The 24368-nt window shown below is 36.0% G+C and carries 23 protein-coding genes and 2 tRNA genes; 8 read left to right on the top strand and 17 right to left on the bottom strand.

Annotated features, from left to right (window positions below):
- Nucleotides 1-15: 15 nt before the first annotated feature.
- Nucleotides 16-1479 (bottom strand): catalase, encoded by a 1464-nt coding sequence (locus QE177_RS09205; RefSeq protein WP_280548980.1) that lies wholly within the window; start codon nt 1477-1479, stop codon nt 16-18.
- Nucleotides 1480-1745: 266 nt separating this feature from the next.
- Between QE177_RS09205 and QE177_RS09200 the strand changes: the two genes are divergently transcribed.
- The gene (locus QE177_RS09200; protein WP_280548973.1) at nt 1746-2288 is read left to right on the top strand and encodes a YfaZ family outer membrane protein; all 543 of its coding nucleotides are present in this window, start codon (nt 1746-1748) and stop codon (nt 2286-2288) included.
- A 57-nt stretch (nt 2289-2345) separates the two neighbouring features.
- Here QE177_RS09200 and tyrP read toward each other — a convergent pair whose 3' ends face one another.
- Complete coding sequence (gene tyrP / locus QE177_RS09195; RefSeq protein WP_280548971.1) at nt 2346-3560, bottom strand: tyrosine transporter TyrP; 1215 nt, start codon at nt 3558-3560, stop codon at nt 2346-2348.
- 211 nt (nt 3561-3771) lie between these two features.
- Here tyrP and QE177_RS09190 point away from each other — a divergent pair, with 211 nt between their 5' ends.
- Nucleotides 3772-4509, top strand: a complete 738-nt coding sequence (locus tag QE177_RS09190; protein ID WP_280548969.1) for a class I SAM-dependent methyltransferase — start codon at nt 3772-3774, stop codon at nt 4507-4509.
- Between the two features lie 27 nt (nt 4510-4536).
- Here the strand turns inward: QE177_RS09190 and yfaE are convergent, their stop codons facing one another.
- From yfaE to ubiG, 4 genes are all read right to left on the bottom strand, one after another.
- Nucleotides 4537-4806, bottom strand: a complete 270-nt coding sequence (yfaE, locus tag QE177_RS09185; protein WP_280548967.1) for a class I ribonucleotide reductase maintenance protein YfaE — start codon at nt 4804-4806, stop codon at nt 4537-4539.
- A 5-nt stretch (nt 4807-4811) separates the two neighbouring features.
- Complete coding sequence (nrdB, locus tag QE177_RS09180; RefSeq protein WP_280548965.1) at nt 4812-5948, bottom strand: class Ia ribonucleoside-diphosphate reductase subunit beta; 1137 nt, start codon at nt 5946-5948, stop codon at nt 4812-4814.
- A gap of 11 nt (nt 5949-5959) precedes the next feature.
- The gene (gene nrdA / locus QE177_RS09175) at nt 5960-8251 is read right to left on the bottom strand and encodes a class 1a ribonucleoside-diphosphate reductase subunit alpha (protein WP_280548963.1); all 2292 of its coding nucleotides are present in this window, start codon (nt 8249-8251) and stop codon (nt 5960-5962) included.
- 359 nt (nt 8252-8610) lie between these two features.
- Nucleotides 8611-9342, bottom strand: a complete 732-nt coding sequence (gene ubiG / locus QE177_RS09170; RefSeq protein ID WP_280548961.1) for a bifunctional 2-polyprenyl-6-hydroxyphenol methylase/3-demethylubiquinol 3-O-methyltransferase UbiG — start codon at nt 9340-9342, stop codon at nt 8611-8613.
- Nucleotides 9343-9508: 166 nt separating this feature from the next.
- Here ubiG and gyrA point away from each other — a divergent pair, with 166 nt between their 5' ends.
- Together gyrA and rcsC are read left to right on the top strand one after the other, a co-directional pair.
- Entirely contained in the window at nt 9509-12136 is a 2628-nt protein-coding gene (gene gyrA, locus QE177_RS09165) for a DNA topoisomerase (ATP-hydrolyzing) subunit A (RefSeq protein ID WP_280548959.1), read from the top strand.
- 142 nt (nt 12137-12278) lie between these two features.
- Entirely contained in the window at nt 12279-15137 is a 2859-nt protein-coding gene (gene rcsC, locus QE177_RS09160; protein ID WP_280548957.1) for a two-component system sensor histidine kinase RcsC, read from the top strand.
- Nucleotides 15138-15253: 116 nt separating this feature from the next.
- Here the strand turns inward: rcsC and rcsB are convergent, their stop codons facing one another.
- Both rcsB and rcsD read right to left on the bottom strand, forming a co-directional pair.
- Nucleotides 15254-15901 (bottom strand): response regulator transcription factor RcsB, encoded by a 648-nt coding sequence (gene rcsB, locus QE177_RS09155; protein ID WP_026822023.1) that lies wholly within the window; start codon nt 15899-15901, stop codon nt 15254-15256.
- A gap of 1 nt (nt 15902) precedes the next feature.
- Nucleotides 15903-18638: a phosphotransferase RcsD gene (rcsD, locus tag QE177_RS09150; protein ID WP_280548952.1), complete on the bottom strand. Its 2736-nt coding sequence runs from the start codon at nt 18636-18638 to the stop codon at nt 15903-15905.
- Between the two features lie 174 nt (nt 18639-18812).
- On the opposite strand from rcsD, the gene QE177_RS09145 reads away from it, so the two are divergent.
- Both QE177_RS09145 and QE177_RS09140 read left to right on the top strand, forming a co-directional pair.
- A tRNA-Ser gene (locus tag QE177_RS09145) sits at nt 18813-18900 on the top strand.
- A gap of 6 nt (nt 18901-18906) precedes the next feature.
- Nucleotides 18907-18982, top strand: a tRNA-Thr gene (locus QE177_RS09140).
- A gap of 14 nt (nt 18983-18996) precedes the next feature.
- Here the strand turns inward: QE177_RS09140 and QE177_RS09135 are convergent.
- Together QE177_RS09135 and QE177_RS09130 are read right to left on the bottom strand one after the other, a co-directional pair.
- The gene (locus QE177_RS09135) at nt 18997-20154 is read right to left on the bottom strand and encodes a site-specific integrase (protein ID WP_280552256.1); all 1158 of its coding nucleotides are present in this window, start codon (nt 20152-20154) and stop codon (nt 18997-18999) included.
- Nucleotides 20037-20402 carry a helix-turn-helix domain-containing protein gene (locus tag QE177_RS09130; protein ID WP_280548950.1) on the bottom strand — a complete coding sequence of 122 codons (366 nt, stop codon included), beginning with the start codon at nt 20400-20402 and terminating at the stop codon, nt 20037-20039. Before QE177_RS09130 ends, QE177_RS09135 begins: the two co-directional genes overlap by 118 nt.
- 240 nt (nt 20403-20642) lie before the next feature.
- Between QE177_RS09130 and QE177_RS09125 the strand changes: the two genes are divergently transcribed.
- Both QE177_RS09125 and QE177_RS09120 read left to right on the top strand, forming a co-directional pair.
- On the top strand, nt 20643-21122 hold the full coding sequence (locus QE177_RS09125; RefSeq protein WP_280548948.1) for a hypothetical protein: 480 nt from the start codon (nt 20643-20645) through the stop codon (nt 21120-21122).
- Between the two features lie 134 nt (nt 21123-21256).
- Complete coding sequence (locus tag QE177_RS09120) at nt 21257-21424, top strand: hypothetical protein (protein ID WP_280548947.1); 168 nt, start codon at nt 21257-21259, stop codon at nt 21422-21424.
- A 79-nt stretch (nt 21425-21503) separates the two neighbouring features.
- Here QE177_RS09120 and QE177_RS09115 read toward each other — a convergent pair whose 3' ends face one another.
- The 7 genes from QE177_RS09115 to QE177_RS09085 all read right to left on the bottom strand — a co-directional run bounded on the left by QE177_RS09115 (nt 21504) and on the right by QE177_RS09085 (nt 24319).
- Nucleotides 21504-21752, bottom strand: a complete 249-nt coding sequence (locus QE177_RS09115) for a hypothetical protein (RefSeq protein ID WP_280548946.1) — start codon at nt 21750-21752, stop codon at nt 21504-21506.
- 12 nt (nt 21753-21764) lie between these two features.
- On the bottom strand, nt 21765-22007 hold the full coding sequence (locus QE177_RS09110) for a hypothetical protein (RefSeq protein WP_280548945.1): 243 nt from the start codon (nt 22005-22007) through the stop codon (nt 21765-21767).
- A gap of 74 nt (nt 22008-22081) precedes the next feature.
- Nucleotides 22082-22354: a hypothetical protein gene (locus QE177_RS09105; protein WP_280548944.1), complete on the bottom strand. Its 273-nt coding sequence runs from the start codon at nt 22352-22354 to the stop codon at nt 22082-22084.
- 45 nt (nt 22355-22399) lie between these two features.
- Nucleotides 22400-22534: a hypothetical protein gene (locus QE177_RS09100; protein ID WP_280548943.1), complete on the bottom strand. Its 135-nt coding sequence runs from the start codon at nt 22532-22534 to the stop codon at nt 22400-22402.
- 151 nt (nt 22535-22685) lie between these two features.
- Nucleotides 22686-22862 carry a hypothetical protein gene (locus tag QE177_RS09095; protein WP_280548941.1) on the bottom strand — a complete coding sequence of 59 codons (177 nt, stop codon included), beginning with the start codon at nt 22860-22862 and terminating at the stop codon, nt 22686-22688.
- A 42-nt stretch (nt 22863-22904) separates the two neighbouring features.
- Nucleotides 22905-23177, bottom strand: coding sequence for an AlpA family phage regulatory protein (locus QE177_RS09090; RefSeq protein WP_280548939.1), 273 nt, complete (start codon nt 23175-23177; stop codon nt 22905-22907).
- A 41-nt stretch (nt 23178-23218) separates the two neighbouring features.
- On the bottom strand, nt 23219-24319 hold the full coding sequence (locus QE177_RS09085) for a recombinase RecT (RefSeq protein ID WP_280548937.1): 1101 nt from the start codon (nt 24317-24319) through the stop codon (nt 23219-23221).
- Nucleotides 24320-24368 lie beyond the last annotated feature (49 nt).

The raw sequence follows: 24368 nt of genomic DNA, 5'->3' as shown, positions 1-24368 counted from the left end.
GACTACTAAAGCGTTTTACTTATGGTGTTTTTTTCGCTGTTTTTCTAATGCTTTTTCAACCCCTTTACCATATTTAGAGTGTACCTTATAAAATAACGCAACCTGTCGCTGCTGAGTTTCAATTGATGCTTCAACTAATTCACTGGCGATCCTTTCAAACATACGTTTATGTTCATGTTTACTGAGCAATTCAAAAAGGGCCCGAGGCTGGCTATAATAATCATCATCTTCGCGATGATTCCAGTGATCGGCTGCTCCCGTCAACGTTAATGGCGGTTCTTTAAATTGCGGCTGTTCTTGAAATAGGCCAGCGCTATTCGGCTCGTAAGTCACTCCGTTGCCGCTATTACCATCCACTCGCATAGCGCCATCACGGTGATAGTTATGAAATGGACAAGTGGCAAGGGGTTTATTGACTGGGATCTGAAAATTATTGACCCCTAGACGATAACGATGGGCATCTCCATAAGAGAATAGCCGGCCTTGTAACATTTTATCCGGTGAAAAACTAATGCCTGGCACAATATTAGCTGGGCTAAAGGCGGCTTGTTCCACATCAGCAAAATAGTTATCAGGATTGCGGTTTAATTCAAATTCACCCACATCGATTAATGGACAATCTTTATGTCGCCATACTTTAGTCAAATCAAATGGATTGTAGGGTAATTTAGCGGCATCGGCTTCAGGCATGACTTGGATTTGCAATTTCCAACGCGGATAATTTTTGTTTTTAATGGCATCAAATAGATCCCGCTGTGAACTTTCACGATCTTTACCGACAATTCTTTCTGCTTCGTCATCCATTAAATTTTCAATGCCTTGTTGGCAGCGGAAATGAAACTTAACCCAGAATCGCTCATTTTTTTCATTAATGAAACTATAGGTGTGACTACCGAAACCGTGCATATGACGGTAAGATTTGGGGATACCTCGGTCACTCATATCGATAGTTAATTGATGAAGAGATTCAGGCAAATGTGAGAAAAAATCCCACTTATAAGCAGGGTTACGTAAATTAGTGCGCGGATCCCGTTTTACGACATGGTTAAGATCGGGAAATTTTAATGGATCACGTAAATAAAAAACCGGTGTATTGTTACCCACTAAATCCCAATTACCCTCTTCGGTGTAAAACTTTAAGGCAAAACCCCGAATATCTCGTTCTGCATCAGCAGCGCCCCGTTCGCCAGCAACGGTAGAAAAACGAATAAATAATTTGGTTTCTTTACCTATTTGAGAGAAGATTTTTGCCCGCGTATATTGGCTAATATCATGGGTAACGGTAAAAGTACCAAATGCACCTGAGCCTTTAGCGTGCATACGGCGTTCAGGTATAACTTCACGGTCAAAGTGAGCCAATTTTTCTAAAAACCAAACATCTTGTAACAGCATCGGGCCTCGAGGGCCTGCGGTGATAACATTATTATTATCAACGACGGGTGAGCCTGCAGAGGTAGTAAGACCTTCTTTTTTCTCCATTACACATCTCCAGTTTTTTTGAAATAGAAAAATGTATTTAAAAATAATTAGCAGGTGTTACATAATTTTATTAATCTCATTAAAGTTATATCAAATAAATTATCTAAGCTAATAAGATATATAGCCAATCAAAAATACCTATTGCTGTGATATATCAGAGCCAAAAATGCTTTTTACAAAAAAATAATAATAATTCGCAAGAAAATGAAATATATTGTCGATATTTTAGTAACCAGAATAATTAATGACTTAGGATAACTATTTTGATGAAAAGGTTTCTATTACCCGTAACAGTTGGATGTTTTTTATTCTCAGGCCATTCTAATGCCGCTTCTGTTAGTGCACAAGTAGGAAAAAATTTTACTGAACTTACGGCGGGCATTGGTAGCAAAGGGGCAGGTCTAGGCATAAATGGCAATTGGACACGTAGTGATCATGATGGCCAAATAGCCAGTGTTGGCGCGACTTTTGGTTTACCTTTGGGTCCTTTTAGTGCTTATATTGGTGGAAAAGCTTATTATTTATCACCACAAGATAATAATAACGGTTTTGCCTTTTCTGCTGGCGTTGGTGCTAATTGGCAAATAATGCCATCGTTGGCTTTATATGGAGAAATTTATGGTTCACCGCGTGATTTCACTTCAGGTAATTATGCTTATCAGGAAGCCGATGTTGGCATCAAATATGAAGTAATTAAACCATTAGCCATTAATTTTGGTTATCGCTTCATTAAAGTACAAGGTAAACATCATCATCCTAATAATACTATTGCCGATGGTTTTTATCTTGGTGCAGGCGTCAGTTTTTAGCTGCTTAATTGATCGCACTATATATAATTATGGTGCTTTCCTATATGTCAAAGAGGGTTATCCAACAGCAGGTAAAATGCCAATAACAATGGCGATCTGAATTAAAATTACGGCAACACCACAAATCAATACTACCAGCAATCCCGGTGTTCCACCTTTAACCTGGTAACGATTAGTTTTGTTAGTTTCGATCTTTCTAACTCGCATAACCATCAATGTGGGTAAGATGAGTGCTAAAATCGACAAAGCGACAGCTGCATAAGTTAAGGCTTTAACAAAACTGCTAAAAAAAAGTGCGCAAATTAGTGGCGGCAGGAAGGTTAATAATCCACTTTGTAAGCGACCGAATGCACTATTTTTACGCTTAAACATATCGGCCAAATAGTCAAATAAACCCAGCGTAACGCCCAAAAAAGAGGTTGCTAACGCCAGATCCATAAATAGGTTAACGGCAATAGTAACTTGTGAAGTGGCAACAATATCATTAATTGCAATGAGTAATCCGTTTAAACCCGACTGGGCGGCTAATATACCGATAAAGGTGTTTTGTGGGATAGCCCCTAAGGTGGCCATTTGCCATAAAATATAAGCGAATAATGGGATCGCACTGCCAATAATAAAAATTTTACGTAACTTTTTGATATCCCCATCCATATAATTTACTAGGCTAGGGATACTACCGTGAAAACCAAATGAAGTAAAAATGACCGGAATGGCTGATAAAACTAACCCTTTTTCTACTGGCATAGCGGTAAGATTGATATTTTCTACGTGCGGAATCATGACGACTAGCATGATCAGTAGAAAAACAATTTTTGCGATAAACAGCATGCGATTTATCAAATCGACAGAATGCGTACCAATACAGACAATTGCACCGCCTATAAGGGTGAATAAAATAATAGCGCAATTGATGCTAATATTTATTCCAATCCAAGATGAAAGGCTATTAGCGAGCAAAATACCTGCACCACCGATATAAGCTGTCGCTAATGCATACATTAGTAGTAGCACACTTAAACTGGTTATCATTTTTCCAGGTAAGCCAAGATACCGTTTGGCAATGGAGCCTAGACCTAAATGTGCGGGATGGTATTGATATACTTCGACTAATAGTAGCGCGGTATAACTCATTAAAGCCCATAGTCCAATTAGCATAAGTGCAATCATGGGAAAGCCAACGCCCGATGCGGCAAGAGGCATCGCCAGCATACCTGCACCAATTGTAGTGCCAGCAACAATCAAAATACTACCCAGTGTCGGATTTTTCACAAGTGATCCTGAGTTTTATCGCTAAATTTATTATAGCGGCAGAGTAAATGATTGCTTATTATGTGTCAAATTAATATTACATTATTTGGCATTTTATGTTTACATTGCGAGGTTAAGTATTAGTAAATTGGATAATGATCAGGCATAATATAAAAATTCGGTTAGAGAGTGATAGTTAAGCTAATTTTATACCAATCATTGGGATTTAGTTATGAAAGAAAATATTTATGATCAGGATGATTTTTTTATCGCCTATAGCCAATTTCCACGTTCTGTCGATGGATTGAATGCCGCCGGGGAATGGCCAGCATTGCAACGTTTATTACCTAATTTCCAAGGTAAATCAGTATTAGATTTGGGTTGTGGTTACGGCTGGCATTGTTTATATGCAGCACAACAGGGTGCAATAAAAGTGATTGGCACCGATATTTCGCAGAAAATGCTAAAGGTAGCAAAAGAAAAAAATCGCTTTCCTGATATCATTGAATACCGGCAACAAGCGATAGAGGATATGCAGTTTGCCAATGCTAGTTTTGATCTGGTCGTCAGTTCGCTAGCGTTACATTATGTTGCTGATTTTGCGCAAATATGTCATAAAATCCACGCTTGTTTAACAGAAAAAGGCCAGTTTATATTTTCGATCGAGCACCCAGTTTTTACTGCTGATGGTTCACAAGATTGGTGTTATGATCATTTAGGCGCTAAGCTCCATTGGCCAGTTGATAACTATTTTAGCGAAGGTGTGCGACAGGCAGAATTTCTTGGCCATAAAGTGACTAAGTACCATAAAACTTTAACAACCTATTTGACCAGTTTATTGACCGCCGGATTTTCTATTGAACAACTGATTGAGCCTCAGCCGGCTGATTATTTGTTAGATAAAATTGCTGGCATGAGAGATGAACTACGGCGTCCAATGATGTTACTGGTGGTTGCTAAAAAAGGGTAATACTCTTATTAGTGCCTGATGGGGTTATTAATTGATATCAATATCAATATCGCTAAGTGGCTGGCAACTGCAGGCTAATATCTCATTTTTATCAATGAATGCGATCGGTTTATGCCGATATCCCACTTTCCCTTTGCATAGGCGAACCCGGCATGCACCACAAAAGCCTTCTCGGCATTGAAATTCAATTTGAATTTTACTCTGTTCAAGGGCATCAAGTAGACTAGTATGTTGTTCGGAATGAAAAGAAATTTGTATACCCTGCGCGTCGCGCAGGGTGATTTTATAGCTTGCCATAACGGTTATAACTCAAAACTACGCAGCTCATCGGTATCAACTTGGGCATCAATTTGCCCTACCAAATAGGAACTCACTTCGACTTCTTGTGGTGCTACCTGAACATTATCAGAAACTAACCAGGCGTTGATCCATGGAATAGGGTTAGAGCGGGTTTCAAAGGGTAATTTTAAACCAACCGCTTGCATGCGAATATTGGTAATATATTCGATATATTGACATAAAATATCTTTATTAAGACCGATCATTGAACCACCAGAGAACAGATACTCCGCCCACTCCTTTTCCTGTTCAGCGGCTTGAACAAACAATCGGTAGCATGCTTCTTCACACTCTTTGGCAATAATAGCCATTTCAGGATCATCTTGACCAGACCGCATTAAATTTAACATATGTTGAGTGCCGGTTAGATGTAGTGCTTCATCACGCGCAATCAATTTGATAATTTTAGCGTTTCCTTCCATCAATTCGCGTTCAGCAAAAGCGAATGAGCAAGCAAAGCTAACATAAAAGCGAATAGCTTCTAGCGCATTAACACTCATCAAACATAGATAGAGTTGCTTTTTGAGTTCATGTAAAGAAATAATTACATTTTTACCATTAATCGTATGACTGCCTTCACCTAACATATGGTAATAACTGGTCAGCTCAATTAAATCATCATAATAAGCTGAAATATCTTTTGCCCGCTTTAAAATTTCGTTATTAGTTACAATATCGTCAAAAATAATTGATGGATCATTAACAATATTACGAATAATGTGGGTGTAGGAGCGTGAATGAATAGTTTCTGAAAATGACCAGGTTTCTACCCAGGTTTCTAGCTCAGGAATGGAAATAAGGGGCAGTAGTGCCACGTTAGGACTACGTCCTTGAATAGAATCTAACAGTGTTTGATATTTTAAGTTACTGATAAAAATGTGTTTTTCATGTTCAGGAAGTGCTTGATAATCAATACGATCACGAGAAACATCAATTTCTTCTGGGCGCCAGAAAAAAGAGAGTTGTTTTTCAATCAACTGCTCAAAAATGGGATATTTTTGCTGATCATAGCGTGCAACGTTGACAGGCTGTCCAAAGAACATAGGTTCTTGTAATTGATCATTTTTGGTTTGCGAAAATGTTGTATATTGGTATTCCATACGTCCTCACGTTAAATCTTACAAGCTCCGCCATCACAATCGCTATCAGCAGATTCAACAACTTCTTCAAGATCGACTTGGGTATCTTCTGCACCATCACGGGTATTATGGTAATAAAGCGTTTTTACCCCATATTTATAAGCAAGTAACAAATCTTTCAATAATTGGTTCATTGGAACTTTATTATTTGGGAAACGAGTTGGATCATAATTAGTGTTAGCAGAAATAGATTGATCAATAAATTTTTGCATAATACCAACCAACTGCAAATAACCGTCATTGTTGGGCATTTGCCATAATAATTCATAATCATTTTTTAAGCGTTCGTATTCAGGTACCACTTGGCGCAAAATACCATCTTTTGATGCTTTAATGCTGATATAACCTCGCGGTGGTTCAATACCATTGGTGGCATTAGATATTTGGGAGGAAGTTTCTGATGGCATCAATGCGGAAAGCGTTGAGTTACGCAAACCATATTGCTTGATATTTTTGCGTAAAGTTTGCCAATCATAATGTAGCGGTTCAGATGTTAGTGCATCTAATGACTTTTTATAACTATCAATCGGCAAAATACCTTTTGCATAAGTGGTATCGTTAAACCATGGGCAAGCACCTTGCTCTTTTGCCAGTTCATTGGATGCTTTCAATAAATAATATTGGATCGCTTCAAAGGTTTTGTGGGTTAGATTATTGGCACTACCATCGGAGTAGTGAACACCATGTTTTGCTAAATAATAAGCGTAATTAATGACGCCAATACCTAAAGTACGGCGACCCATAGAGCCTTTTTCCGCGGCAATAATCGGATAGTTTTGATAATCGAGGAGTGAATCTAATGCACGCACGGCCAATACCGCTAACTCTTCCAATTCATCTAATGAGGTAATAGCACCTAAATTAAAGGCGGAAAGAGTACAAAGTGCAATTTCACCCTTTTCGTCGTTAATATTGTTTAACGGTCGGGTTGGCAAGGCGATTTCCAGACAGAGGTTTGATTGACGAATTGGCGCAACATTAGGATCAAATGGGCTATGGGTATTACAGTGATCTACATTTTGAATATAGATACGACCCGTTGATGCTCGCTCTTGCATCATAAGTGAAAATAGATCAAGTGCTTTAACACGTTTCTGGCGTATGCTTGTGTCTTGTTCATATTTTAAATATAAACGTTCAAATTCGCTTTGATCAGCGAAAAATGCTGCATATAAACCGTCAACATCAGAAGGGCTAAAGAGAGAAATTTCTTCACCTTTGATCAGACGTTCATACATGAGCTTGTTAATTTGTACGCCATAATCGAGATGACGAACACGATTGCCTTCAACGCCACGGTTATTTTTCAGAACCAATAGGCTTTCAACCTCTAAATGCCAGAGAGGGTAAAATAGTGTGGCGGCACCACCACGCACGCCACCCTGAGAACAAGATTTCACCGCGGTTTGGAAATGTTTATAAAAAGGAATACAGCCGGTATGAAACGCTTCACCTCCCCGAATTGGACTACCTAGTGCGCGAATATGGCCGGCATTAATACCAATACCGGCACGTTGAGATACATATTTCACAATCGCGCTGGAAGTGGCATTAATTGAATCAAGGCTATCGCCACATTCAATTAATACACAAGAACTAAATTGGCGGGTTGGCGTGCGTACCCCCGCCATAATTGGGGTAGGTAGCGAAATTTTAAAAGTTGAAATTGCATCATAAAAGCGATGAATATAGTCTAACCGCGTCTCTTTTGGATAGCGTGAAAAAAGGCAAGCTGCAACAAGGATATAAAGAAACTGGGCACTTTCATAAATTTCACCGCTTACCCGGTTTTGCACCAAGTATTTGCCTTCTAATTGTTTAACTGCTGCATAGGAAAAATTCATGTCACGCCAATGATCCAGAAAACTATCCATCTGCTCGAATTCTTCTGCTGAATAATCTGTGAGCAGATGTTTATCATATTTACCTATTTTAACCATATGTAAAACATGCTGATATAGTGCAGGTGGTTCAAATTGGCCATAGGCTTTTTTACGTAGATGGAAAATAGCTAATCGCGCTGCAAGATATTGGTAATCAGGTGTATCAGCTGAAATAAGATCTGCCGCCGCTTTGATCATTGTTTCATGAATATCGGAAGTTTTGATGCCATCATAAAATTGGATCTGAGAACGTAGCTCCACTTGGGAAACAGATACATCTTTTAGGCCTTCAGCTGCCCAGGTAATGACTTTATGAATTTTATCAAGATCAATGCGTTCTTTATGTCCATCACGTTTAGTGACTAACAGACTTTGGTTCATGAGTAGATACACCTAAAGTTAACTAGCTAAATATTTATTGATCACTACCCTCGAGGGTTAATAACAAAATACAAAAAGGCGTGCTGTTAAATGCATATTAAGTTTGTATTTTGAATTAAGATGGAGAGTAGTAAACACAATATATAGTGTTTGATTGCGTTTATACTAACAAGATAATGGTATTTGCTACTTTTATCAAGTCTACAAAAATTGGGGTTTTAGCAATAATCCAGCACTGAATTTTGCCAATTAGCCGATAACTCTGTGTGATAATAGGAGAATATTATAATTTATGTTACCGGCAATAGTGAAAAATAAATTAGTAATGACCTACTGATTGCTGTTTTATTCAGCAAATGTTAACAATTATTGGCATTTGATAAATGCAACATATAATTAACATCAACATTCGATCCTAACGAAAATTTGTCGCTGATAGGATTATAGTGTAATCCAATGATATGTTGTGCTTGCAAAGATGTTTTATCTATCCAATTAAGCAGTTCTGAAGGTCGAATAAATTTTTTCACATCATGAGTACCCTTGGGAACCATTTTTAAAATATATTCAGCGGCAATGATTGCCAATAACCAGGCTTTTTTATTACGATTAATCGTAGAAAAAAATACATGACCGCCCGGTTTGACTAATTTTGCACATGATTGAACTATTGACTCAGGATCAGGCACATGTTCTAGCATTTCCATACAGGTGACAATATCGTAAGTTTTAGGGTATTTTTCCGCATGGCTTTCAGCGGTTTCCTGTAGATAGTCAATTTGCATATTGCTTTCTAATGCATGAAGTTTTGCGACCTCAAGGGGCTCTGTGGCCATATCAATTCCTGTCACTAGGGCACCTTCTTTCGCCATACTTTCTGATAAAATTCCACCGCCGCAGCCAATATCGAGAACTTTTTTACCAAAAAGACCATTAGCGTGTTGCAGGATATAATTTAAACGTAATGGATTAATCCGATGAAGAGGTTGGAATTCACTTGTTTGATCCCACCAACGCGCGGCAACAGAGCTAAATTTGTCAATTTCAGCTAGATCAACATTTGCCTGGCTCAGCGAATTCTTGTTATTCATCAGAAAATTTACTCCTTAATTTTTTTATTAACATAGACTGTATAATGGCATTAGGTCATTATACATGTTTTATTGATCATTATGCGTTTCCTGTTTTTATAAAATGGCGATTTTGTGGTATAATTTTACTCCTTAATGAATAAGGAGTATGAGGGACAGTGGCTCCATGAGTGACATAGCAAGAGAAATTACCCCAGTCAATATCGAAGAGGAGCTGAAAAGCTCTTATTTGGATTATGCGATGTCTGTAATTGTTGGACGCGCCCTTCCAGATGTACGAGATGGATTAAAACCTGTTCACCGTCGCGTATTATATGCGATGAATGTGTTAGGTAATGATTGGAATAAAGCATACAAAAAATCAGCCCGTGTAGTCGGTGACGTCATTGGTAAATACCATCCTCATGGTGATAGTGCTGTTTATGATGCGATAGTTCGTCTGGCACAACCTTTTTCAATGCGCTATATGCTAGTTGATGGACAAGGTAATTTTGGCTCTGTTGATGGCGACTCTGCTGCTGCGATGCGTTATACCGAAGTACGCATGGCAAAGATTGCCCATGAATTGTTGGAGGATTTAGATAAGGAAACTGTCGATTTTATCCCGAACTATGATGGTACAGAGCAGATCCCTGATGTTATGCCAACACGGATCCCAAATTTGTTGGTTAACGGTTCTTCAGGTATTGCTGTTGGCATGGCTACCAATATTCCACCTCATAACCTTAGTGAAGTCATTGATGGCTGTCTGGCTTATATCGATGATGAAAATATTAGTATTGAAGGATTACTGGAGTATATTCCAGGCCCTGATTTTCCAACCGCCGCGATTATTAATGGTCGCCGTGGTATCATCGACGCATACCGAACCGGGCGTGGCAAAGTCTATATCCGTGCTCGTGCTAACATTGAAGTTGATGATAAAAATGGTCGTGAAACAATTATTGTCAATGAGATCCCGTATCAGGTTAATAAAGCCCGTTTAATTGAAAAAATTGCTGAATTGGTTAAAGACAAGCGTGTTGAGGGGATTAGCGCATTACGCGATGAGTCTGATAAAGATGGCATGCGTATTGTGATTGAAGTAAAACGGGATGCAGTGGCCGAAGTGGTACTAAATAATTTGTATTCCCTCACCCAACTTCAAGTCTCATTTGGCATCAATATGGTCGCCTTATGTGATGGTCAGCCTAGACTTTTAAACTTAAAAGAAATTCTTGAAGCTTTTGTTCGCCACCGTAGAGAAGTGGTCACTCGGCGGACTATTTTTGAATTGCGTAAAGCACGTGAGCGTGCTCATATATTGGAAGCGCTCGCTGTCGCATTAGCAAATATTGATCCGATTATTGAACTTATCCGCCAAGCATCAACGCCTCATGAAGCGAAATTGGCTTTGATTGCACGTCCTTGGCAACTAGGTAATGTTTCTGCCATGTTAGCAAGTGCAGGCGATAACGCAGCTCGTCCTGAATGGCTTGAACCTCAATACGGTGTGCGTGAAGGTCAATATTATTTGACTGAACAGCAAGCTCAGGCAATTCTTGATTTGCGTTTGCAAAAATTAACAAGCTTAGAACATGACAAAATATTGGATGAATATCGTGAGCTGTTAAAACAGATTGCTGCGTTACTATATATATTAACCAGCCCAGAACGGTTAATGGAAGTCATCCGTGAAGAGCTGGAAGCTGTTAAAGAACAGTATCGTGATGTCCGTCGCACAGAAATTACTGAAAATAGCGCAGATATTAATATCGAAGATTTAATTAATCAGGAAGATGTGGTCGTTACCTTATCACATCAGGGCTATGTTAAATATCAGCCACTCTCTGATTACGAAGCACAGCGACGCGGAGGTAAAGGTAAGTCGGCAGCGCGTATTAAAGAAGAAGATTTTATTGAGCGTTTGTTAGTTGCCAATACCCATGACACAATTCTATGTTTCTCGAGTCGTGGCCGTCTCTATTGGATGAAAGTTTATCAGTTACCGGAAGCTAGCCGTGGCGCGCGGGGACGCCCAATCGTCAATTTATTACCATTAGAACAAAATGAACGTATTACCGCAATCTTACCGGTACGTGAATTTGATGATGGCCATTATGTATTTATGGCGACTGCGAGTGGCACAGTTAAAAAGACATCACTAAAAGATTTTAGTCGCCCTAGAAGCGCTGGGATCATTGCAGTTAACCTTAATGAAGGTGATGAACTGATTGGTGTTGATTTAACAGCAGGTAAAAATGAGGTAATGCTTTTCTCTGCTGGTGGCAAAGTGGTTCGTTTTGCGGAAAATGCGGTTCGTCCGATGGGGCGCACCGCAACCGGTGTTCGTGGTATTAAGTTACAAGCGGGCGATAAGGTCGTTTCGTTAATTGTACCTCATGGTGAAGGTGATATTTTAACCGTTACAGAAAATGGTTATGGTAAAAGAACTGAGCAGAGTGAATATCCAACAAAATCGCGTGCTACCCAAGGTGTTATTTCCATTAAAGTTAGTGAACGTAATGGTAATGTGGTCGGGGCCATTCAGGTAGAAAAAACTGATCAAATTATGATGATCACTGATGCTGGCACCTTGGTGCGTACCCGAGTTGCAGAGGTTAGTATTGTCGGAAGAAATACTCAGGGTGTCACTTTGATTCGTACTGCTGAAGATGAAAAAGTAGTTGGTTTACAGCGTGTTGTTGACCCTGAAGAAGAGGAAGATGATAACCAAATATTGCCAGAAGATACAATCAGTATAAAAGCAGAGCCTGATATTAATAACGTAGAAAATCTTACGCTGAATGAATGATCGATTAGCTTTGTCTATGCGGGCACTTTAGGTGCCCGTTTTTACGATTTATGTCAATTCACTATTAGTGATAACTTTTTATTATTCCGCTTATCGTATATGCTTTACCATTAATACACTTCTTTTATAGTTAGGACAGTGTTTGAGATATATATCTTCATTTAGAACGTCATTAAAAATTTCTCGCTATTTGTTCCGTACTCTCGGCGTTATGCTGTGGGTAATGGGAGCAGTAATAACACTTTTTTATCTATTTAATATTTTTAATAAAGTTAAATCTAATATACATCAACAGTATATATCCACTTATGACAGTATGGTTGAATATGTGAATTACACAGATAAAACCCTAAGGTCAATCCAATATATGGTAGATAGCCATATCGAAAAATTAGCGCTAGATCCCAATTATATGCCCGTGTTGCCGAAACAACTTAGCTTCACCTATTTACCCCTAACGGCAGATGCAGATTGTAGTAAATTGCATCAAACATCAGAGAATTACTTAGTCGCATTTAATCAGTTATTCTCTTTTTGGCGAAATAATATTGTGCCACCACAAGGCTTAAAAACAGTTTTTATTGTTGGTCCAGAAAGTAACTGTATGATTGATCTAGCTATCCGAAATAGTTCTACCAGTCTTCAATCATTAAAAAAAATAATCCATGAAAATATGCGAACTTATATGAGTTTGCGAGCTCAAGGGAGAGAACAAAATATTTATTGGATCACGCCAGCCTCAGGAACTGATAATGGCTCTTTCTACATATTAGCGCCTATTTATGATAAAGGGACTTTGATTGGTTTAATTGGTTTAGAACGTTCAATACGACTGGAGCAGTTTAATTTACGTTATGAAAGACCAATTAGTACCTTTGTCTTAAATACAAATAATAGATTAGTATTGCATTTTCCTTATGATAGCAATTTAAGATCTGATGATTATGTTTATAAATTAGAAAACTTTTATTTTGGTTATGATAATGATTTTAGTCGATTAATTTATAAAAATCGCTTACTACCTTCGTTATTAAGTGTGGTTTTCTCAGTGCCTATTAGTGATATTCTTAATGAGTTTAAGTTGTCAATTATAAACGGCATACTGTTAAATATAATCTCATTTATTTTAATCACTTTTTTGATTTGGCTATTAGAAAGGAAGATGTTATTACCGGCAGAAAATAATGCCATACGTTTAGAAGAACATGAACAATTTAATCATAAAATAGTAGCGTCAGCGCCGGTTGGTATCATTATTTTACGCCTGATTGATGGTGTTAATATATTGAGTAATGAACTTGCCCATGATTATTTTCGATTATTAAGTCATGATGATAAAAGCCGTATCCTATCAATTATCCAAGATAAATCTAGTAGCTATATTGATGTTGTTACCACCAGTCATACTCATTTACAAATAAGTTATGTTATTTCACGCTATCAAAATAAGGAAGTCGCTATTTGTGTTCTGGTTGATATTAGTGCTCGCGTTCAGATGGAAAAATCTTTACATAATATGGCACAGGCATCAGAGCAAGCTAACCAGGCCAAATCTATGTTCCTAGCTACAGTTAGTCATGAATTACGAACTCCACTTTATGGCATCATTGGTAATTTAGAACTATTACAATCTTATGAATTACCCATTCAAGCAGATCGTCTATTAGCGACAATGGATCACTCTTCATCATTATTATTAAAAATAATTAATGATATTTTAGATTTTTCAAAAATTGAATCTAAGCAACTTAATATTGATCCGGCACCATTTAATTGTCGTGAAGTTTTCTCATTTATTATTTCTAATTATATTCCTCTAATAGGCAAAAAGGGTCTTTCCATTTATTACTATATCGATCCTAATGTACCCGACATCATTAATGCTGATTCCGTTCGAGTACAGCAAATTATTTCTAATATTCTAAGTAATGCGATTAAATTTACAAAAACTGGTTTTATTCTTTTAAATATTTTTATAAAAGATTTTTATATTTATATTGAAATTAGGGATACTGGAATTGGCATGCCTGATAATATATTAATGCAACTTTTTGATCCTTTTTTTCAAATTAAAGTTAATAATGAAAGTTTTTCCCAGGGAACCGGTTTGGGCTTACCTATCTGTGAAAAGTTAATTAACTTAATGGATGGCGATATTGAAGTTAACAGTCAGGTTGGTATAGGTAGTAGTTTTACCGTCAGGTTGCCTTTGTTTGATAGTGAATATGTGACTTATAGGCAGCCGGAATATCGGCAAAATTTTCGTATCGGTTTGTATTTTTTTAATCATCATCTGCGAGCTTATCTACAAACTTATTTAAACTACAATGGTTTTAATTTAACGACAGTTTGGGATGAACACAGTAAAGATAAACTATATGATTTGATTATCACCGATTCTGAAAGCTTAGTGGCTGAAAGTAAATTTATGCTTAGGTTATTTTCAACTTTTATCGGTGAACCACTGGAATATGCGAAAAATGATTGGTTTCATAATACTTACCAACTTGATATGTTGGCTAGTTTTATTGATCAATTAGTGATGGAAAATAGTGAGCAAGAAGTTGCTAACCAATCTTCAATAATGTTACTACCAGATAAAAAATTATGTTTTTTTACGGTATTAATTGTTGATGATCATCCGATTAATCGTAGTTTACTAGCCGACCAACTGAAATCAATAGGCTTTAATATAGTACTTGCTGAAGATGGGCTAATAGCTTTGGATTGTGTGCGACAAAATAATATAGATATTGTTTTGACAGATGTGAATATGCCTAATCTAGATGGCTATGGTTTGACAAAGTTAATTCGAGAAGAAGGGTACGCGATACCCATCGTTGCTTTAACTGCAAATGCAATGGCAGAAGAAAAACAGCGTTGCTTAAGTGTAGGAATGGATGACTGCCTATCCAAACCAGTTACATTAAAAAAACTAAAGCAATCGCTGTTGAAGTGTTGCAATGCTAGCATGTTAGCAACACAAGAAAATAATAATTAAGTACCATTATAATATTCAAATGGTTAATAATGTATAAAAAGTAATGTAAAACCGATTAATCTTATTCATTACCTATAAGATTAGGATCAATCAGTTTTTTATTTACTATCACATTACTAGTTAATTTCTTTCTCGATTGTGACTGAAGAAAGATAATTTAATAATGCTATATCATTTTCAACACCGAGTTTTAGCATAGCCGACTTTTTTTGGCTACTAATTGTTTTAATGCTTCGATTAAGTTTTTTTGCAATTTCGGTGACTAAAAAACCTTCCGCAAATAGGCGCAACACTTCACTTTCTTTTGGGGATAAACGTTTATCCCCATAACCATTAGCATTAACTTTCTCCAATAATTTCGATACATTTTCAGGAGTGAATTTTTTTCCTTTTTGTAAGGCTGATAATGCTTTTGGTAAATCAGCAGGTGCCCCTTGTTTCAAAACGATTCCTTCTATATCTAAATCTAACACAGCACTTAATATTGCAGGATTATTATTCATGGTAAGGACAATGATTGATAGGTTAGGATAGTGTCGTTTAATATATTTAATTAATGTAATTCCATCACCATATTTATCACCAGGCATCGAAAGATCAGTAATTAGAATATCTGCATTAAGTTTAGATATATTATTGATAAGAGATGTGGAGTCTTCAAATTGACCAACCAAATTAATTCCCTCGATTTGTTCAAGAGATTTTCGTATACCAAATAGTACAATAGGATGATCATCAGCGATAATGACATTAAGGTTATTCATTTTATTGGTTGCCCTCTGGCATTAGTTTTTTGATAAAGATATCAATATCTCTAATGCTATTTAAAATCTCAAATTCATTATTATCTGCTATGTGCTGTTCTAATTGTTCACATGCTTTTTTTAGAAGCTCGAAGTTTAGCATAGCAAAAACACCTTTTAGTCTATGTGCTGTATCTTTTAGTTTTTTTAAGTTACCTTTTTCTTGGTTAGTATACAGCTTATTAATATCTATAGGTACTGTAGTAAGGAATAAATTACGATAGTCACTATCAGAAAGCTCTTTTTTATAATCCTCAAGGATTATAGGGTCTGAATTATTGGTATGATTGATGATAGTAAATATTGATTTATCTGTTGATTCTTGCTCTAAAATCAAATTATCTTCGATTAAGATAGAAATTGCATTAATAAGTTCATCATTAAAATTGAAATTACATTTTATCAAATTTTGTTTTACTACTCTATAATTAATAATATTATCTACAAGATAAATTATTGGTTTATCATATTCTGTTTTATAATCAGTTATAAAGAAATCATAGGACGAATAACAATTATTTTTGCCTATATCAGAATAATGAGCGCCATAAGTCATTAAATGTTGCTGGATAATTTTATGAATTTCAGGATTTCTAATATCAAGCAGTATATTAACACCATCAAGAAGAGGTAATGGCTTGGAAATGTGTTCATTTTCTAATTCTATGGGTAATGTCACTGTATAATGAGAACCGATTCCAACTTTACTTTTTATAAAAAATTCGCCTTTCATACGGTAACATAGCTGGTGACAGAGATAAAATGTCATTCCTGAATTGGATAGGGTTCCATCATTATTTGTTGAGCTAGCAAAAGGCATGTGAATATTTGCTAGATCCATTGCATTAAGTCCTATACCGCTATCAATAATTTCAAAGGATAGACGCTTAGTTTCATAGTTCACAATAACAGTAATTTTACCAAAATTAGTTGTATTGATTGAATAACTCAATAAAAGTGAAATAATTTTAAACAAAGCGTTATTATTTGTGGTGAAGTGTTGTTCATAATTTAAATTATTATGATAGTAAAGTGAAAGACCTTTATTAATAATCAGTGATATTTTTTCTTTAAGTATTTTATTCATCATCTCAGCGATTGAGACAGCTTTAAATTCATTTGGCTGCTCTAACTTCCATTCACCAGATTCAATAGTATTAAGTAAAGCAATATTATCAATCCAGTTAACAATATAATGTGTCCTAATTAATGATTCATTAATTAAATATTTTATGTTTTGATTATCAGAAGTTTTTTTGAGTTGGTGAATAAGACTATTAATTTCTATGATGGGAGTCTGGATCTCTTTACACATGTTAGACAACATCGAGCGTCGGACTTGAATATTTTTTTCATACTCATTTTTAGCCATTAGTAATTTTTTATTTGTGAGTGCTTCTTTATCTTGATCATGAATAAAAAACATATAAGTATTATCTAATAATTGATTATTTAATAATTTTATTTCATAGATAGTATCTTCAATTGAAATTTGAATAGCACCATGATGCTGAATTGCCATATCACGAATACGTATCAAGTCCATATGGGGTAAAAGTAATTCAGCTATTCCATTACTCATAATTTTGCGATTAGTAGAAAAATTATAAAGTAGAAAACCAGTAGGAATGTTTGAAATAATATAGTTGCTAATTGTGTTTGTAATTTGTATCTCGTGAAACATATTTTGATTAGGAGCAATAAAACGCGTCCTAATGTGTAAGCTGCCAACAATAGAGATAGTAGTAAAAAAACAAATGGCGATTATGGCCCACAAGTTATTATATAAAAGATCCCATAAAACATCCTTAATTGGTAATTGATAGACTAGTTGATAAGTTGTTCCAGGAATAGGCTGGGTAAATTGTAGTGAAAGGCCATTAAATTCAATATCAACAGGGTTTCCATTGTTGTTGATTATGTCATTTGAAAAAGCAATCAATAAATATTCAGGATTTATATTTTTTGAGAGTAATAAATTTATCGGTAATTCAAAAGTTATAATGGTGGTTAATTGGCCAGGTGAGTTAAACATCGTGCGGTAAGTATAATAATATGAATTATCAGGGCGTGTACGATGAATATCGGACAAACTTTCTCGTTTGTCTATTGCCGATGATAATGTCAACATTTCAGAGCGTTTTTCTTCTGCGGTTAAAGTTAAATAACTCTCTTTATAGCGTATCTCGGGTTTTAGTATCGAATGTGTAGTTACCAACAAAAGTGTATTATCTGGACCATTAAGGTAGTACATCGAACTATATTCATTTTTAGCGCCCCATATTATGCCCATATAGTTAGATAATTTATATGCCAGATTGATATTGGTATTATTTTGGCGGCCAAAAATAATTGCATCGACATGCCGCTCATAGTTATTGATCCAAAAAATATCAGGGCGTAATTTTATTGGTAAAGGGGTATCACTCTTAGTTTCATCTTCACCATCGTTAGCAATATAATAGAGCTGACTTGCGTAATAACGGTAATCTTCAATTTCATATTCAAGTTGTTTAGTGATGTTACTAAGCGCATTTTGACTATTATTGATCCAATTATGAAAGTAATTGTAGGCAAATAAACATAACAATAATACAAGCGAGCTAATAAAAATTATAAAAAAGCGAGTTAGGGATGAAAGTTGTAAAGTTGGTTGATTATAATCCATTGGTAGAAGAGGCGCCTTTTTATTAAACATGAAAAAACCAGTGTGGTGATTACTATTTAAACAATTCTGTCTTATTATTTTAACAGGTAATTTCGCATAGTATAATTTTAGTGTTCAAACTTTGAACAAATGATGAAAAAAATAATATTTTTTTATATTAAGGTCTAGACAAGGTCATTACATTTCGCCATAATTCCGCGCCATGGAAGGATGGCCGAGCGGTCGAAGGCAGCGGTCTTGAAAACCGCCGATGGGAAACCATCCTAGAGTTCGAATCTCTATCCTTCCGCCAAATTTCGCCGGCTTAGCTCAGTTGGTAGAGCAACTGACTTGTAATCAGTAGGTCACCAGTTCGACTCCGGTAGCCGGCACCAAATAAGTCAATGGGTTATCCAGTTATCGAGATCTCATTGAAGTTTGTTTGTGACATATTTGTGTCATTTACATTCATAAGAGCATCGATTTTTTTTGCATGCTCTGTCAGGTGATTTGGTGCTAGGTGGGCATACCTACGCACCATATCAATTGACTCCCAGCCCCCCATTTCCTGTAATGCCGATAGTGGGACGCCAGATTGTACTAACCAACTAGCCCAAGTATGTCTTAAATCATGGAAACGGAAGTTTTCAATTCCTGCTCGCCGCAAGCCTGTTTTCCAAGCGGTGTTATCATCAACGCGCATTTTCCTTACTTTTTCGGTTGGTGTTCCATCCGCTCTATGCCATGCTTCGGTATGCACGAAAACCCAATGATGATGTTTGCCTATTTGCCCAGTTAATACTTTGCATGCTGTATTATTCAAGGCAACACCGATTGCTTTTCCTCCTTTTGCTTCATCGGGATGGATCCAGGCAACTTTTCTTTGTAAGTCAATTTGTGACCATTCAAGATTAAGGATGTTAGATCTTCTTAATCCAGTAGCTAGAGCAAAAATAACAACGGGTTTAAAGGTATTAGGCATACATTTAATCAATCTACTTGCCTCTTCTTTTGTTAGCCATCTTATCCTTATCTCTTTTTGCTGCTTTATTTTAATGATTGGCGCTCGTTCAAGCCATTTCCAATCATTGACGGCAGCACGAAATAGGGATCTAAGAAAGGATAAATATCTGGCTTTTGTTGCTGCTGAAGCTGGTTTTGATTGATATGGATTTATTATCTTTCCATTTTTCTTTGCAGATTCATATTTTCTTTTCCAAACCTGTTTGTGCTTACGATTAATCATATTCGATGTAGCGTTTAGAATGTCAGTTTCTGTTATGCTTGAAAGTTTTTTATTGGAGAAAAAAGTCATAAAATATTCTATTTTACTTTTGTCATCATCTAACGATTTTTTGTGTTCTTTTTCTTGTAACCACCTAAGGCAGGCATCATTGAAAGTAACTGATGGGAATTCACCCAATTTGCTTGTTCTCCATGATTCAGATTTTAGGTTGTCATATAGTTCCTGCGCTTGCTTCTTGTCCGATGTGCCAAGGCTTCTTCTAATTCTTTGTCCCGCTGCGGTAACAAAGTCACAGTGCCATGTACCATTTCTTTGTTTGATTGACATGATTTAAATCTCTTATTTGATTTAATCTGACAATCACCACTCACCAGGCAATTTTGATGATTATCGTAAACATATTCAAGACACGAGGATTTTAATATTTCCCAAGAACCACCTTGTTTTTCGCTTTTAGCAGCTTTCAATCGACCTTTTGCGATTAAGTCATATATTTTTCTTTTTGATTTGCATAAAAAATCAGCTGCTTTTTTAACATCAAATACTTCATCGTTAATATCGATTTTCATGCCGAAATATTCCTTAGTATTGATTAATCGTTTTTTGTAGATGATTAATTTAGTGAAATGTTAATGTTATTTTCAGGCGCTTTATCACTTAAAATTATATAAATATAGATTAAATCATTTTTAATCTTTAAATCTTTTTTTGTTAAATCTTAAGAAATCAAAAAAAGATTTACTATATGATTGACATCATTATTCTTCATGGGTAGGATCAGGCAGAGATTAAATGAAGGGTTTCTTGTTATGACAAAGGTTCCTGCAACTAAAGAAGAATTCAAAAGGTTTGTCGATAAACTGACTGAATTAAATATAGTAAATAAGAGCACAGCTGAAAATATTCAGGTTGCATGTAAAGCTATTGAAACATCCATCCCAGATGGAATATTAGCGACAGAATGGGATTTGGATGCTATTACAGATTCTTACCGTAATAGTAATGATATCAAAGAACAAACAGCTAAAACTTATTACAGCCGTTTTAAGAGTGCTGTTGATAAATTCAAGGCATATGCCGAAGGCAGGGAGTTAAAGCCTGTGACCAATCGTAAATATTCTAAAAATAAAAATTCAGAGGTTGAGGAAGAAGCTGTTAAAACTTTTTCGTTACCTATTCCCTTACGTGAAGCATTAATTGTCAATATTGATAATTTACCCCGTGATTTATCAATAGATGAGGCAGAACGCATTGCTGTCATTATTAAATCCTATGCTATTAGGCAATAAAAAAGCTCTCTAATCGCCAAAAAAGAGAGCTTTTTAAGATAATTTATGGGATGACCCATCGTTATTCATCTAATCTAAGCAATTTGATAATAACGATATCTCTCCTAAAAATCAACCTGTATGGGTCTACAGGTATGATACAAGGAAGATATACCGTGATATTTATTGATGAGTCAAAAGAAGATTGCATTTGTTCTAATGGTAAGTCAGTCTATGTGAGACCTTATGTTCGCTATCGTTATGGAAAGATAGAAAGTGTCCAAGATCATTTTCGCTCTCCGCCACTAAATAAGTTGATATAATAATATTATTATAATTAAACTAAAGGGGAGATTTCTTCCCTTTTTTGATAATATATTCTTTTGGCATCTGGCTACTTATCTACACCTCGACCAACGTTTCTTTCCAGTCTTTATCGCCAAGATCAACTTTTGCTACAGGACCTGTCACATATACACCTTTCGATCCCCATACCTTTGGTACGCGCGTATATTCGGGTTTAAAAATATAACCATAAACAAAACCATCATCATCAGTAGCTAAAAAATTAATGTCAGCATCAACAGTTAATTCAATGCCAAAGTAGTCGACTTGTTTTGTTTCTTTTTCACATTTTTCAATTAATTTCATTTTTTATTTTCTTTACATATACCAAGTTCTATGATCTTTATTAATATGTCTTTCAGTTAAAACATTAACTCTTAATCCGCTGTGAGCTGATAATATTCCGTTTCCACCGTTGACTTTATATTTACAAATTAAACCTTTCGACGTTAACTTACGCTCAAGTAATTTAATTATTTTTAAATCTTCATCGTGATAACGAATAATCATCCCTGGTTTTAATAATCCAATAGTTGTGCAATTATTTTTTATTCGAAGCATAGTATTACCCTCTAATTTAATTAATCTTAATAAGAGTGCAGGTTTTTTTTATAATAATTGTTTTTACTAATTTATTACGGCGAGTAAGTTTTTATGTTTTGTGCTGAAAAAGACGGCCAAAATTCCATTTCCACTTTAAAATCTCCAATGATTTTATTATCAACAAATATTCTGATAACCAACGGCCAGTTACTCTCCCAGCCGTCGTGATTATCATAAAAATTTTCTGCGCATTCTTGAGCTGCAATATCAAGATATTCGTTGTTAAAGTTATTGATATTAAATCCATATCTATCTTTTTCATCATTAAGATCATTAATTTCATGTATTGCATACTGAATTAACATAACCAACCATAGTTTTTTATTTAGTCATTAAGTTTTGCATTAATTTTATCTAGCTAATAACAAAACCAATATCGCCAATAATATGGTTAATATAATTGGCAGAACTTTTATTTTTTCCTGACGAGAAAAACTATCACTATTTAGTTTATAGCGAAGTTCTTGCTGTTTAAGCATGTTCATATTATTTACTCTTGAATGAATAAAGGATTGAGAGATTATTCCCAGGTGCTAAAAATTTTTATTAACTTGCTATATCTGATTCACAATTTATTTTCTAATAAATAAACTTCCTGACGAAAGTTTGTTTATTTTTTAATTTACTTATTTGAAGCTATTTTTTAACACAAATAGCTCTGGCGTTAACATCAATCAGTTGTTTAAATTTCTGCTTGAATTTATCGGCGGCAAGTAAACAGGTTGTTTCAGTGCTGAACTCCTGCGTGTTAATAGATGAGAAATTAGCATCAGCGTACTGATTTGCGTACATTGCTAAGATTAGTATCCACATAGTGATTTACCTCGCATATTTCTGAAAAATAGAAAGTGGTATTTATGATTTTTTGCGATGCTTTGGATTGTTTTTATTCGCGTTTTTGATGGTACTTTTCCCTTTGGAAAAGGTTGGGTTTTGCGCTTTGGCGGTTAGCCATAAATTTAATTCTTCCCGTCGCCAGACACTACAGCGTTTGGTTAAATAGATGCGTTTGGGAAATTCTCCCTTAGCTTCAAGGGAGTCAATGGTGCTACGTGAAAGGCCAGTTTTTGCATATACTTCAGCGCGACTGACAATATCGTCCAGGGTAATGACTGCTGTTAAATCCATAATGCGTTATCTCAAGCGGAGTGTAACCGCTAATTCAGAGGTTATTGATATTCATATTTCATGTCATTTAACGTTATGCTAAATGCGTCATATAATTCAGTGCCAAGTTTCCTTTTACTTGCTTCAAAGGTTTGTAGAACTTTATTGAAAGCTATTTTTGCTTCTTGCGAACCACCAGCAGGCAGGCTATTGATCATTGCCTCTAAATTGTTGTGGGCATCAATTCGATGATATGCCTGAACAGATTTATTTTTTAGTTCCGTATAGATAGCAGTACTCATTACTGATTTAAGTTCTTCAACTTTTGCTCTTATACCGGTTGCCTGCTCTAATGTTTTTGCGGCATTAATCTGATGACGGATCTCGTCAGCGTCAAAACTTTCGCTAACGATTTCCTTTGTTTTAACTTCGGCTTGATCATGGTTAGCGCTACTGGTTTGTAGCGGTTGTTGCTCGGTGATCTCTGATAGTTGAATACGCTCTTTTTTGGGTGTGATATCTTTTACTGCTCGTTCTTCTAGTTCATCAGGAGTATAGATACCTAGAATGACTTCTGGACAATAGAGACGGGCCCAATATTTTACTGCTAAATAGGCCAGTTGTTGTTTTGGATTCGTTGACCATAGCGGTGAATTGCGAGTGACAACACTGGAAAGGTAAATACGTTCACCCCACGTGATTTCACTATCACCGCGAAGCACCGCACCAACACGAATATAAAGGCCATGTTCATCCGCATCCGACCAATCACGAACTCGAAAAGTGACCTCTTTACCACCTCTTGATTTTGTGATTTCTTTACTTTTGGTTAATTTTTCCCATCCGCTTTCGCTATATTCATAGTGAAAGCGTCCATTTATAGCGGCTGAACTCGATACGAGCGCATTAACTAATTGGGCCTCATAGCCAAGAACACCGTTAATAATGTGGGTTTTCTGTGCGACGGCGAAAGGGTTCATTCCCCATTGGGCAGATTGCATAGTGATAGCAAGGCAATCTGAAACTTGGCCCTTTAGATGATTAGGTACGGTCACCGTACCTTTAGCCATTACTTCAGCGAATTGCATCATTTTACTGATGCCGTCAGTATTAAATATTGATATATTAGCGTTAGTGGTATTTACGGTTGCTATTTCTGACATAGTGAATACTCCAGAATTAGATAAGTGCCCCAGATAAAACAGGACACTT

This window comes from Arsenophonus sp. aPb (genome assembly GCF_029873475.1).
Lineage (GTDB): Bacteria > Pseudomonadota > Gammaproteobacteria > Enterobacterales > Enterobacteriaceae > Arsenophonus.
This window is presented reverse-complemented; position numbering and strand designations above follow the sequence as displayed.